The 13,259-nt window shown below is 57.8% G+C and carries 14 protein-coding genes; all 14 read left to right on the top strand.

Annotated features, from left to right (window positions below):
- Window positions 1-20: 20 nt before the first annotated feature.
- The 14 genes from U738_RS15435 to U738_RS15370 all read left to right on the top strand — a co-directional run bounded on the left by U738_RS15435 (window position 21) and on the right by U738_RS15370 (window position 13,257).
- Window positions 21-1,163, top strand: coding sequence for an amidase (locus U738_RS15435; protein WP_231896780.1), 1,143 nt, complete (start codon window positions 21-23; stop codon window positions 1,161-1,163).
- 9 nt (window positions 1,164-1,172) lie between these two features.
- Complete coding sequence (locus tag U738_RS15430; RefSeq protein ID WP_035582104.1) at window positions 1,173-2,318, top strand: acyl-CoA dehydrogenase family protein; 1,146 nt, start codon at window positions 1,173-1,175, stop codon at window positions 2,316-2,318.
- 36 nt (window positions 2,319-2,354) lie between these two features.
- Complete coding sequence (locus U738_RS15425) at window positions 2,355-2,699, top strand: hypothetical protein (protein ID WP_035582102.1); 345 nt, start codon at window positions 2,355-2,357, stop codon at window positions 2,697-2,699.
- A gap of 162 nt (window positions 2,700-2,861) precedes the next feature.
- Complete coding sequence (locus tag U738_RS15420) at window positions 2,862-4,028, top strand: aromatic ring-hydroxylating oxygenase subunit alpha (RefSeq protein ID WP_231896781.1); 1,167 nt, start codon at window positions 2,862-2,864, stop codon at window positions 4,026-4,028.
- Window positions 4,025-4,519, top strand: a complete 495-nt coding sequence (locus U738_RS15415; RefSeq protein ID WP_051912791.1) for an aromatic-ring-hydroxylating dioxygenase subunit beta — start codon at window positions 4,025-4,027, stop codon at window positions 4,517-4,519. The genes U738_RS15420 and U738_RS15415 overlap by 4 nt, the downstream gene beginning before the upstream one ends.
- Window positions 4,519-5,277, top strand: coding sequence for an SDR family NAD(P)-dependent oxidoreductase (locus tag U738_RS15410; protein ID WP_051912790.1), 759 nt, complete (start codon window positions 4,519-4,521; stop codon window positions 5,275-5,277). The genes U738_RS15415 and U738_RS15410 overlap by 1 nt, the downstream gene beginning before the upstream one ends.
- A gap of 7 nt (window positions 5,278-5,284) precedes the next feature.
- Window positions 5,285-6,256 (top strand): PDR/VanB family oxidoreductase, encoded by a 972-nt coding sequence (locus tag U738_RS15405; RefSeq protein ID WP_035582098.1) that lies wholly within the window; start codon window positions 5,285-5,287, stop codon window positions 6,254-6,256.
- Between the two features lie 21 nt (window positions 6,257-6,277).
- Complete coding sequence (locus U738_RS15400; RefSeq protein WP_035582097.1) at window positions 6,278-6,469, top strand: 2-hydroxymuconate tautomerase; 192 nt, start codon at window positions 6,278-6,280, stop codon at window positions 6,467-6,469.
- Between the two features lie 33 nt (window positions 6,470-6,502).
- On the top strand, window positions 6,503-7,429 hold the full coding sequence (locus U738_RS15395; RefSeq protein ID WP_035582096.1) for a flavin reductase: 927 nt from the start codon (window positions 6,503-6,505) through the stop codon (window positions 7,427-7,429).
- 110 nt (window positions 7,430-7,539) lie between these two features.
- Entirely contained in the window at window positions 7,540-8,106 is a 567-nt protein-coding gene (locus tag U738_RS15390) for a nuclear transport factor 2 family protein (RefSeq protein ID WP_035582095.1), read from the top strand.
- 12 nt (window positions 8,107-8,118) lie between these two features.
- The gene (locus tag U738_RS15385; protein ID WP_035582094.1) at window positions 8,119-9,177 is read left to right on the top strand and encodes a maleylacetate reductase; all 1,059 of its coding nucleotides are present in this window, start codon (window positions 8,119-8,121) and stop codon (window positions 9,175-9,177) included.
- A gap of 44 nt (window positions 9,178-9,221) precedes the next feature.
- Window positions 9,222-10,067, top strand: a complete 846-nt coding sequence (locus tag U738_RS15380; protein ID WP_035582093.1) for a dioxygenase family protein — start codon at window positions 9,222-9,224, stop codon at window positions 10,065-10,067.
- A gap of 242 nt (window positions 10,068-10,309) precedes the next feature.
- Window positions 10,310-11,761: an APC family permease gene (locus U738_RS15375; RefSeq protein WP_035582085.1), complete on the top strand. Its 1,452-nt coding sequence runs from the start codon at window positions 10,310-10,312 to the stop codon at window positions 11,759-11,761.
- Between the two features lie 71 nt (window positions 11,762-11,832).
- The gene (locus U738_RS15370; protein ID WP_035582083.1) at window positions 11,833-13,257 is read left to right on the top strand and encodes an aldehyde dehydrogenase family protein; all 1,425 of its coding nucleotides are present in this window, start codon (window positions 11,833-11,835) and stop codon (window positions 13,255-13,257) included.
- The last annotated feature ends 2 nt before the right edge of the window (window positions 13,258-13,259 follow it).

Below are 13,259 nucleotides of genomic sequence, written 5' to 3'. Positions count from 1 at the left end.
CTTGAAATTTCATGTGATAAGTGGATAAAAATGCCATGCCATCTCTCATCCAGCATCTCGGCTTAGGCACAGGCTCCAAGCGAGTCGTGGTTAAGGACAGCATCGATATCGCCGGCTACCCGACCCGTGCAGGTTCTGCGGCGCTGGCCGATGCGCCGGCGGCAGAGAGGCATGCCGAGATCGTCGAGCGCACGCTGGCGGCCGGTTATCGCATCGTCGGCAAAGCCAATCTGCATGAACTGGCGTTTGGCATGACCGGGCTCAATGCCTTGACGGGCACCCCTGAGAACCCGCGCTTTCCGGCGTTGATTCCCGGCGGGTCGTCCAGCGGTTCGGCAGCGGCGGTGGCAGCGGGGCTGGCGGAGATAGGCATCGGTACCGATACCGGCGGCTCGATTCGGGTGCCCGCGGCCTGCTGCGGGGTGGTCGGCTTGAAGCCTACGTTCGGTCGGCTTAGTCGGCGCGGCGTTATGCCCGCCTACAGCAGCCTGGACTGCGTAGGGCCGCTGAGTGCCAATCTCGAGGATTTGATCGACTTCATGTCAGCCGTGGATGCGGAGTTTACGGTCGTAAGCGGCGCAGCGATGCCACGCCTAGGCAGGCTAGACGTCGAGGCCGATGGCGCAATTCTCGGCACGCTGGAAGCGTATCTCGAAGGTACTGGGCTGGCCACTGAAAAGTGCGCCTTGCCAATGATGAGTGAGGCTTTTGATGCCGCCATGGCGCTGATCAACCGTGAAACCTATAGCGCTTGTGGTGCCTGGCTCGATAGCGGCCGCTTAGGGAGTGACGTGGAGCGCCGCCTGCGCGCGGCCGCCAAGATTTCCGACGCCGAGCTGCACGAGGCCGAAGCGGTGCGCCAGGCATTCACTGCCGAGGTGGATCGGCTGCTCGAGACGTGCGATGTGCTGGTGTTGCCGACGTTGCCGCACTTTCCACTGAGCCGCGCGGCAGCCGAGGAGGGACAGCAGGATCTGACCATCTCCTCCCTTGTACGACCTTTTAATCTTTCGGGACACCCGGCCTTGAGCTTGCCACTGCCTCCGAGCCGGGGCCAGCCAGTGAGCCTGCAACTCATTGGCAGGCGAGGCGACGACGCCGGTGTCTGCCGAGCCGCGCGCTATCTGGTCGAGGCTCTGCATGACAAGACCATACAAAAATAGGAGATATTTATGCACAGCCAGGTCGATAAATCCCAATGGGGCGGAGAGGAGCGCTTCGATGCGTTGCTCGATAGTATCTGTCAACGGCGTGATGAGTTCGAAGCGCAGCGACACCTCTCGGCAGATATTGTCGAGGAGTTCAAGGCGATCGGCGTCTATCGCGCCATGGTGCCAGCCAGATACGGCGGTGATGAGAAGTCTCCTGCCGAGTTCCTGAAAATGGTCGAGGCTATCTCGGCGGCCGATGGCTCCGCCGGCTGGGTGGCCAGCTTCGGCATGAACCCCGCTTATCTGGCGGCGCTGCCTGAAGCGACTATTACGCAAATCTGGAAAGACTCTCCCGATGTCGTGTTCGCGGGAGGCATCTTTCCGCCCCATCCCGCCGAGCGCGTCGATCGTGGCTTTCGCATCAATGGCCGCTGGAAATTCGCCAGCGGCTGCATGGGCGCCTCGCTGTGTGGCGTCGGTATCCAGCCGGATGAGCCTGGCGCCTTGCCGCGCATGGCGGTGTTGCCACGTGAGCAGGTTCGCATCGACCCCACCTGGGACATGGTCGGCATGGTCGCCACCGGCAGCCACGACCTGGTGGTGGAGGATGCCTATGTCGCTGAGGAGTGGACGTTTGTGCGTGGTGCCAAGGCCAACGTCGATGCGCCCTTCTTCCGCTACCCAGCACTGTCTTTCGCTGCCCAGGTGCTGGCGGTGACTACCCTGGGGCTGGCTCGGGAAGCACTGGATGTTATGCGTGCCATGGCGGGAGGGCGCAAGTCGGTCACCGGCGCGCCCAATCTGGGCGAGCGCGAGTACGCCCAGATTGCCCTGGCGAAGGCCGAGGCCAAGGTTCGCGCTGCCCGTGCTTTCTTTTATGAGTGCACCGACTCCGCCTGGAATGCTGTCGAGGCGGGAGGGGAACCGAGCCGCGATCAGACTAATCTGCTGCGCCTCTCCACCACCCATCTGACCCAGGAGTGCGCCGCGGCCATTCGCAACGTTTACCAAATCAGCGGCATGACAGGCGCCGAAAACCGACATCCCCTATCACGCATTCTGCGCGACTCTATGTTGTGCACTCAACACGCCTTTATGGGCGAAATCACCTGGAAGAACGCCGGCGCCATCTTCTTTAACCACGACCCTCTGCCGGGCTACTTGTGAACTGGCGACACCATCTAACAAACGGAGACCATCACTATGCATCGCGTACTTTTTTGCTGCGGCATTAACCAGAGCTTCATGAACGCTACCGCGGAGGAGGCCAAGCAGGTGTGGGAGGCCACCCGCGAAATGCTGCAGGGCATTGACGGCCTGCCCGGCCTCACGATCCTGGGCATCATGGATGACGACTGTATTCAGGTAGGCCCCTCCATCGCTGCTCCCTGGACTTTCTACATTATGGCGGATGTAGAGAACTACGCTTCTGTCGCCGAAGCTTGCAACTTCTTTCGCACCACACCGGTAGGGGATGGCACCTACAAGCTCTGGAAATACTGTCGTGTCGAGGCGCGAGTTGGGCGTGAGCTCGTCGTGCCCGAGTGATGAATAAGTCATCAATAATCCATTAAGAACAAGGAAGACAACAGAGATTTAGAGGTCATCATGAATATCGAAAACAAAATCGACATCACCCCTCACGAGCTCGTATTCAGGGATCATATTCAGACCCCCATGTACGAGGATCCTCAGTTATTCAAGGAGGAGATGCAGAAGATCTTTAGGAAAACCTGGGTCTGGGTCGCTCACGAAAGCGAGTTTCCCGACAAGGGCTCGTTCAAGCTCTCCCAGGTGGGCCTTGAGCCGGTGATCGTGGTACGCGACAGGAAGGGGGTGATCCACGTCATGGTGAACCGCTGCCGCCATCGCGCCGCCACCGTGTGTGAAGTGCAAAAGGGCAAAACTTCCTCGTTTCAATGCCCTTACCACGGCTGGGGCTACGGACTCGATGGCTCGCTGCGGGCGCTGCCCTACCCCGAGCAATATGGTGACGACTTCGACAAGGCGCAGCATGGCCTGCTCAAGCTGCGTACCGAGTCCTATGCAGGCATGGTTTTCGCCACCTTCAACGAAGAGGCCGAACCGCTGGTCGATTTTCTCGGCCCGGTCACTAAGTGGATCGACCTGTTTATGAAGCAGGGAGCGGGGTATCCCGTCAAGGTGTTGGGCGAACACCAGTTCAGCGTACCGATGAACTGGAAAGTCCAGCTTGAGAACACCACCGACGCTTACCACTTTCCCGTCGTCCATAAATCCTTTCTGCAGTCGTTGGATGGCGAGACCGAGGCGGCCTTCTCCTTCCTGGAACAGGGCAAAGGCTACGTCGAGGATCTCGGCAACGGACACTCGGTGATGGTCATGATTCCCGAGCTGGTGGATCTTGACGACAACCTTGAAGCACCCATCCCGGAGCGCTTTGAAGAACTTGCTCAACAGCTGCGCGGCGAAGGCTATCCCGAGGATCAAGTAAAACGGATCGTGCGGGCCGTGGGTGGCGCGGGCTTCAACCTCAACCTGTTTCCCAATGTGTCGTTCTCGCTGGCTTTCTTCCGAGTATTGACGCCGGTGAGCGTCGAGCAAACCGACATTCGTCATATTGCTATCGGTATGGAGGGTGGCCCCGAGGCAGCCAACCAGGTACGCCTACGGCTGCACGAGCACTTTCAGGGGCCGATGGGTTTCGGCTCGCCCGATGATGCCGAGGTCTGGGAGCGGATCCAGCGCGGCGTCAAAGGGGGCGCGGAGCTACCCATTCTGCTCAATCGTGGCCTTAACGACGAGCAGCCGGGTGAAGTGGGGCCACGCGGTCATGTGAGTGCTGAAACCGGGATGCGGGCGGCGTACGACATGTGGAAAAGGATGATGCAGGCATGAACGAGATGATCAAAAAGGAAAAAGAACTTCTCCTGCGCGATGCGGAAGCTTTCATCTGGGCCGAGGCAGACATGCTGGATCGCCAGGAGTACGACGCCTGGCTCGCCCTGTGGAGCGACGAAGGCTTCTATACATTACCCATTGGTGATGGCGATGACTTCGACAACGCGCTCAACCTCTGCCACGACGATGCCAAGATGCGCCGTGATCGCATCACGCGCTTTCAGCAAGGCTTTTCGATTTCATCGGCCCCCCCTGCGCAGACGGTGAGAACGGTGTCGCGCTTTGTCATTGATAAGGTCGAAGGGGATGGCGTGACTGTTCGCTGCGCCGAGCACCTGATCGAAGACAAGTTCGGGCGGCAGCGGATCTGGGCCGCGAACTTGACCTACACCCTCGTCGTCACGCCCAGCGGCTTCATGATCCGCCATAAGGTGGTACGTCTGCTCAACTCCGATGGAATGCTGAACTCGTTCAGCTATTTGTTCTGATGAATATGCCTGCACCCGACAAAATCCAAACGGCCGTGGTGACTGGCGGAGCGCGTGGCTTCGGCGCCGAAGCCGTGCGTGCCCTGCATCGAGCCGGTTTCCGAGTAGTGATCTCGGACATTGAACCCGAACCGGCCGCAGCGCTGGCCGCAGAACTCGATCTGGCGGGGGACACCGCCGTGTCCGCCACCCTCGACGTAACCAACCATGACGACTTCCAGAGCGTGCTCGGTAAGTGCATTGAGCGGTGGGGATCGGTCGAGGTACTGGTCAATAACGCCGCGCGCACTGCCGTCCAGGGCGTGCTGGATATCGACCCCGCAGATTTCAATGCCGTGTTGGCCACCAACGCCGGTGGCACCTTCGCGGGCAGTCAGGTATTCGGCCGCCACTTCAAGGCGCGTGGCTATGGCCGAATCGTCAATCTCGCTTCCCTGGCGGGGCAGAATGGTGGCACTGCAACGGGGGCCCACTATGCCGCCTCCAAGGGCGCCATCCTGACGCTGACGAAAATTTTCGCACGGGATCTGGCCCCCTTTGGGGTGACCTGCAATGCCATCGCGCCTGGGCCCATGGATACCCCCATGGTGCGTTCCGTGCTGGGCAATGACGCCGAGAAAGCCATTGCCAATATCCCGGTAGGCCACCTGGGTGACCCGTACTTCGTTGCCGATCTAGTGGCACTGCTGGCGAGCCCACGGGCAGCGTTCGTCAACGGCGCCTGCTGGGACGTCAACGGTGGAATCTACATGAGGTGATGCCGATATGACTGCCGATAATCAAACCTACCCATTAGTCATTGATCAGCGAATCGATGAGCCAGGCGGTATCGCCCGGCTGCGGCTGCGCTCGCCCGACGGAAGCCCCCTGCCGCCTTTCACTGCCGGGGCACATCTGGACGTGCATATATGTGATGGCGAGATCGACCTGTGGCGTCAGTACTCGCTCTGCTCAGACCCGGCGTGCAATGCGTTCTACGAGATCGGTGTACTGCGCGACCCCAATAGCCGAGGAGGATCAGAGACCCTACACAGAATCGCCAGGGAGGGGGGAACGCTCGAGATCGAAGGGCCGCGAAACCACTTTCCGCTCCACGAAGAGGCACCGCAGAGCCTGCTGTTCGGCGGCGGCATCGGCGTGACGCCGATGATAGCCATGGCGCGGCGCCTGCAAGCGCTGGGCAAGGAGTTCACGCTGCACTACTGCACGCGCTCACGCAGCTTAACGGCCTTCCAGAGCGAGGTGGAGGCGGCTGGTCTGTCCGACGTTGTCGTCTATCACTATGACGACGACGTCGGGACAACACTGGATCTGCATGCCGAGCTCGCCGGGGCCAGGGAGGAACCACACATTTACGTATGTGGCCCACAGGGGTTCATGGATTGGGTGATATCACATGCCCAGGCGTTTGGTATCAGCGATGACCGCATTCATCGCGAATTCTTCTCCGCGAGCGTCGATGTGTCTGGTGACGTATTCGAGGTGGTCGCCGAGAAGTCTGGCGTCAGCGTTTCCGTGAGCGCTGGGGATACCATCGCGAAAGCACTCTCAAGAGCTGGCGTAAAAGTGGAGGTGAAATGTGAGGAGGGCGTGTGCGGTACCTGTGTGGCCGACGTCCTCGAAGGCGAGATAGATCATCGCGATCACTTTCTGACCGAAGACGAAAAACAGGAAGGCGACATGATGTGCGTCTGTTGCTCCCGGGCCAAGGGTAAGCGGCTCGTTCTAGATCTCTAACGATAAGAAAAGGACAAAACAATGCCAACAGTTCACGTCTACATGATGGAGGGCCGCAGGCAGGCCCAAAAAGAGTCACTGATCCGCAAGGTCACCGATGCCGTCGTGTCGTCGGTCGATGCGCCCGAAGCGAATGTCCGGGTCATCATCAGTGAGATACCCAAGAGCGACTACGGTATCGCCGGTACGACCGGTGAGAAATTAGGGCGCTGAAAACGACCCCGTTTTGGGGATGGAGATTCGCTTATGAGCTTCGATACGAGAGATTTCCGTAGCGCGCTGGGCAAGTTCGCCACCGGCGTAACGGTGGTCACCACGCGCAGCGGTGAAGAGAACCACGGCGTCACCGCCAGCAGCTTCAATTCGGTGTCGATGGATCCGCCGCTGATCCTGTGGAGCATCGACAAGGGGGCCTACAGCCTGAGTGCTTACCGCCATGCCGAGCACTTCGTGGTCAACGTGCTCAGCAATGAGCAGGTCGATATCTCCAATTGCTTTGCACGGCGGGGGGAGGACAAGTTCGCTGGCATTGCCATTGAGGAGGGCCTTGGCGGTGTTGCCAAAGTGAAGGGGGCCGCGGCGCATTTCGAATGCCGCACGTGGAATGTCTACGAGGGCGGTGATCACCTGATCATCGTTGGCGAAGTGGTGCGCTACGCCTATCGCAACGAGGGCAGTGCCCTGGTGTTCCACAACGGGCGCTATGCCGTACCCGAGCCTCATCCCATGGTGTTGAACGTTGACGAGCAAACGGCACTGGATGGTCGCTTGGGCAAGCACTTGCTTTACCTGATGCGTCAGGCGCTAGCCGCCTATCGAAGCGATTTCTATCCGCGGCTCGGCAGCCTCGGAGTCAACGACAACGAGTGGCGAATTCTTACCCTGCTGGCGGATCGTGGCCCGTTGTCTGCGGAGGCCCTGGCCCAGCGTGTGGCTCAACCCCAGGCAGACCTTGAGGATACCCTTGCTGGGCTCCGTGAACGCGCACTGGTGGGTCTAGACGACAATGGTCGCGTTCAGCTCAGCGAGCAAGGGCAGGTATTGGCACGGCGTCTGCTGTCCATGGCTGACGACTACGAACAGCGCCTGTTTGAGAACCTGGAGCCGTCCGAAGTCGGGGCGATCAAGTCAGGGTTGGGGCGCGTGATCGAGCGTCTTGGTGCTTCGCTTTAAAAAGCTAAGTAAGTGCTGAAGATGGTCTTAAGTGCCCTACGCCTCTGTGAGCAAAAGGGCAAACCTAACGTCGGTGTTGTCCCTCCGGCAAACAAGAAAAGGAGTGAAAAATGTCAGAAGTCACAAATAGCGAACTGAAAGCGTTGGTGACACGCATCGAAACGTTGGAGGCCGAGGCCGAAATACGCCGTCTTCAGGCACGCTACATGTTTCTGTGCGACACGCCAATTCCCGAATATGGTGTGACGAGCGATGAAGAGCGTATCGATTTGATCATGGAGCTATATACGGAAGACGCCGTCTGGGAAGGCGTGGGCGAGTACTACGACAACCAGTTCGGCCGCGCCGAAGGGGCGGCGGCCATCCGGCGCCATTTCCAAGGGTTCTGGAAGAAGGATCAGGATCCCAAGCTACTGCTCAACGTCCACTACCTGACCTCGGAGCAGATCAACGTTAATGGCGACATTGCGGAGGGGCAGTGGGTGCACTGCCAGCCCTGGATCTTCTCCAATGGCAAGGCGCTGCTGCGTTCGTCGCGACTCAACAACGCCTTCCGCAAGGAGCCTGATGGTAAGTGGAAAATCACCAGAACGCGTACGGAGAATGTCTTCGTTGCTCCTCTACAGGAGGGGTGGGCAACGGATTACCCCTCGCAATCGGTATTGCTCAAACCCTGAGGGAGAAAAAGTATGCCACACGCTTTTCTCTATACGGCCAACCCTGCACGGGTTGTGTTTGGCCCGGGTAGCCAGGCCAGGATTGCCGACGAGGTGCGCCAATTGGGGCGCACCAGAGCCCTGGTATTATCGACGCCCTCCCGCCGAGAGGATGCTGAACATCTCAACGTGCAGCTTGGTGAGCTGGGTGCCGGCGTCTTCAGCGAGGCGGCCATGCACACGCCTGTGAAGGTAACCGAACAGGCCATGACGGCTTTTGATAAAGCAGGCGCCGACTGCATCGTCGCACTGGGTGGCGGCTCGACCATCGGACTGGGCAAGGCGATCGCCTATCGCAACGATGCGCCGCAGGTGGTGGTAGCGACAACGTATGCGGGTTCCGAGGTCACGCCGATTTTAGGGCAAACTGAAAACGGCCTAAAAACCACCGTCAAGGATCCCTCCATTCTTCCCGAAGTGGTGATTTACGACCCAGAACTCACCATTGGGCTACCGGTGGCAGTGAGTGTAACCAGCGCTCTTAACGCCATGGCGCATGCCGTGGAAGGCCTCTATGCCAAGGATCGTAACCCCATCAGCAGCCTTATGGCCCTTGAGGGTATTCGCAGTCTCAAGCAGGCGTTACCGGCCATCGTTGAACATCCGCACAATCTACAGGCGCGCAGTGACGCGCTCTATGGTGCTTGGCTGTGCGGCACTGTGTTGGGCAGCGTAGGCATGGCTTTACACCACAAGCTCTGCCACACCCTGGGAGGCAGCTTCGACCTGCCTCATGCCGATACCCACGCCATCCTGCTGCCGCATACCGCGGCTTACAACGCTCGATCAGCCGCGGAGGCTCTGGCCCCTGCAGCGGCGCTCTTCGGCGGTGAGCTGGGTGGTGGCCTCTACGACTTTGCGGTCTCGCTCGGCGCCCCTCTTGCCCTCAAAACTTTAGGGCTGAGCGAGTCGGCGCTGGACAGCGTTGCCGATCAGGCGGTGCTGAACCCGTACTGGAACCCACGGCCGGTGGAGCGCGACGCCATCCGCGAGCTGCTCCAGCGTGCCTGGAACGGTGACCGCCCAGACTAATCCATCATGGCCCTGGCGACAGGGCCCTCACCCAGGAATTAACCATGTCCCAGATTGATTACTTCACTGAAGAGCGCTCCGTTGAGTCGGTCAATAGGCGTATGGGGGGGGATATCGACCCCCGGCTACGTGATGTCATCGGCTCGCTGGTCAAGCACTTGCATGGTTTCGTCAAGGAGGTCGAGCTCACCCAGGCTGAATGGGAGTTGGCAATCGATTTCCTGACCAGTACGGGACAACTGTGCGATGACAAGCGGCAGGAGTTCATCTTGCTCTCCGATACTCTCGGGGTCTCCATGCTCGTGGATGCCATTCAGCATCGACGGCCGGCGGGCGCGACCAAGAATACGGTGTTTGGTCCCTTTCATGTGGATGGGGCGCCGACGCTGCCCATGGGCGCTTCCATCTCGTTAGATGGCAAAGGCGAGCCGTGCCGTTATCAGGGCCGAGTGCTTGATCTGGAGGGCCATCCCATCGAAGGCGTAAGCATTGATGTGTGGTCAGACAACAGTGACGGATTTTACGACATTCAGCAGCCCAATCAGCAGCCAGAGTGGAACAATCGCGGCGTTTTCGTTACGGCAGCCGATGGTCACTACGAATTTATTGGCATTAAGCCAGTTTCTTATCCGATCCCAGATGACGGCCCGGTAGGCAAAATGCTGGAAAGTCTCGGGCGTCATCCGTGGCGGCCAGCACATATGCACTTTTTGCTTACTCATCCTGACTATGAACGGATTGTCACCCACACCTTCGTAGCCGGTGACACTTACCTGACATCAGATGCGGTCTTCGGCGTTAAAGACTCCCTTATTGTGGATTATGTTCCGGTTAATACCGGAAAGGTGAAGTGGCAGACAAGTTTTGACTTTGTCATGGCACCGAAATAAGGGCTCCCTTGTTAGTTACGATAGTGGCTTTTTTATTGCTGGATTTTGCTTAGGCATGTTTGCTTTTCCAGCCATGAATAATGCTGACAAGTTAGTTGGTCGATATCTTTGGTTTTTTATAAGATATTGTTTTTAAAAAACTTATTGATGCCGATTTGGGATAACGGTCAAGGAGAGATGGGCATAGTATGTAGGTTGTAACTCTGTTAATTCCAATAAGCATAATGAAAAGGGCTGAAACAATGAGCGTTATTTCCTCCCCGACTGTTAGTTCGACAGAACTACGAAACGGTGCCTTAGGTGTTGGTTTTATTATTTTCTTCGTGGTATCCGCTGCCAGTCCCTTCAGTGTTCTGGCTGGTGGCTTTCCGATTGGCATGATGCTGGGAAATGGTGCGGGAACACCTGCACTAATTGGTTGCGCACTGTTGATTATTTTGATGTTTTCGGTGGGCTACACCACTATCGCCCGCTATGTGACGAACGCCGGGGGCTTCTATGCTTTCTCAGCGCGAGGGCTGGGCGGAGTGGCTGGCGGTGCAGCCGGTGGACTGGCTCTATTTGCGTATAACATCCTGCAAATAGGGTTGTACGGGATGTTTGGTGGTGTTGCGGCAGGCACCATGAGTCAAGTTTTTGGCCTGGATCACCCATGGTGGATCTACTCGCTGCTGGCGATGGGAAGTATCGCATTGCTAGGGTATCGAAAAATTGATCTTTCTGCCCGCGTGCTTTGCTTCGTTGTCACGGCAGAGTATCTGGTTATCCTAATATTGGACATTGCTATCCTGTCGAGTGGCGGGGACAGCGGCGTGAACCTCGACGCGTTCAATGCTGAGCATGTCTTCAGCGGTGCCCCGGCCATAGGCCTACTGTTCTGCTTTGCGGCTTTCATTGGTTTTGAAGCGACGACCATCTATGGGGAGGAGGCCAAAAAACCCAAGCGAGATATTCCTCTAGCAACTTATGCATCCATACTTCTAATTGGCTGCTTTTATGCCCTGTCCACATGGTCGATGGTGGTGGGTACAGGAGCGGATAAAATTGTTGCCGTGCTTCAAGGCCTCGACGACCCAACCACATTGATTTATGGCCTGTCCGATCATTATGTTGGCCCTGAGTTGACACGCGTTATTCGCGTGATGTTTCTGGTCAGTATCTATGCTGGTTTGCTCGCCTTTCATAACTCCGCCGCTCGCTATTTCTTCGCCATAGGCCGTGATGGTCTGCTGCCAAGCGTATTGGGAACGACCCACCCGGTTCATCAGAGCCCTCACATCGGATCGCTACTCCAAACGTTGATAGCGGCCAGTGCGGTGTCGATTTTTGCAGCTTTCGGTGGCGATCCCATTCTGCAGCTCTTCGCTTGGTTCTCCAGTTTGGCGACCCTTTCCTTAATCCTATTGATGGCCATTACCTCTTTGGCGGTGCTGTTCTTTTTTATCCGTCACCCCGAGTTAAAAGAGGCCATGTGGCGAACACGCCTGTTCCCGGCACTATCCTGTGTGGCCCTGCTATTCATACTCGTGATTGCGGTGATGCATTTTGACGTCCTGACGGGCTCAAGCAAGGTTCTTTCGTATGGTCTCTGCATGCTCATTCCCCTGTTTCTCATGGTCGGCGTCACTCGGGCATTACGCCTGCGTCGATCTTCGCCCGAAAGATATCAATTGCTTGGTTTTCATAAGCTTTAAGTTCACTAAAGCGTTCATCAAAACGTTCATTACAACACTAAATATGTGGATGAGAGTTAAAAGGAATCGTTATGGAAAATTACCACCTGGTTATAAATGGCGAAGATGTGGCCGGGGAAAACGACAGCTTCATGGTTGTTAACCCTGCCAGCGAGATCGCGTTTGCGCAGTGCTCGACTGCTTCAGCCGATCAGTTGGATCAAGCCGTCAAGGCTGCTCGGGAGGCTTTCACTCAATGGGGTATCAGCTCCCATGAGCAACGTTGTGAGCTTTTGCATCGTATTGCCAATGATATGGAGCGAGAGGCAGATGAGCTGGCGAGGCTGATTGTCCAGGAGCAAGGAAAACCGCTGGCGTTGGCTTACGCCGAAGTGGGAGGTGGAGTGGCCTGGACACGTTATGCTGCCAACCAGGAAATCCCGGTCAAGCTGATCGAAGAGACACCCACTCAACGCATTGAAATGCATCACAAACCCTTGGGGGTGGTGGCCTCTATCACCCCTTGGAACTGGCCCTTCATGATTGCTGTATGGCATATCATGCCCGCTTTGCGTGCCGGAAACTGTGTCATCAGTAAGCCCTCCAGTCTCACGCCCCTGAGTACGATTCGCTTGATACAGATAATTGCCCGTCATGTGCCCAAGGGGGTCGCCAATGTCGTTATTGGGGAGCATGGCTTTGGACACGCTATTACCTCTCACCCGGGTATCAACAAGATCGTCTTCACCGGCTCCACTGAAACTGGCCAGCGCGTCATGCAAGCCGCTGCCGGCAACCTTAAGCGGCTGACTCTGGAGCTCGGTGGCAACGATGCCGCTATCGTCTTGCCCGGCACGCCGGTCGAGGCAGTCGCCGAGGATATCTTTCAGGCGGCCTTCCTCAACATGGGGCAGACCTGTGCCGCGCTCAAGCGACTCTACGTGCACGAATCACAGTGTCAGGCACTCGCCGAGGCCTTGACGGTTATTGCTCAGAGACAAGTCATCGGTAACGGCCTTGAGGACGGTGTGACCTTTGGGCCGATACAGAACCTGGCGCAACTGACGTTGGTGGGCGAGCTTGTTGATGATGCTCGTGCCCAGGGTGCACGGGTGGTGTGCGGAGGCGAACGTCTAAGCCAACCAGGTTTCTTTTATCCCCCCACTATTGTCACGGGGGCCACAGATGGTCACCGTCTGGTAGACGAAGAGCAGTTCGGCCCGGTGCTGCCGTTGATCGCTTACCACGACGTAGAAGACGCATTGCGCCGAGCCAACGCCAGCACCATGGGCCTGGGTGGCTCGGTGTGGGGCCCTGATACGGCCGAGGCCCAGGCTATCGCAGCGCGCCTGGAAAGCGGCGTGGCCTGGGTCAACTGCCATGCCCAGATTCAACCTAACACCCCCTTTGGAGGCTGCAAGATGTCCGGTTTTGGCGTCGAGTTTGGCCTGGAAGGGCTGCTGGAGTTCACCACCCAGCAGTTGCTGTTCGTTCGTAAGCCCACCGCTCAGCCGTGAGG

It is taken from the genome of Halomonas sp. TG39a (genome assembly GCF_000744395.1).
Classification (GTDB): Bacteria; Pseudomonadota; Gammaproteobacteria; order Pseudomonadales; family Halomonadaceae; genus Vreelandella; species Vreelandella ventosae_B.
Note: the sequence above shows the minus strand (reverse complement) of the source record. Positions and strands in the feature narration are given on the sequence as shown.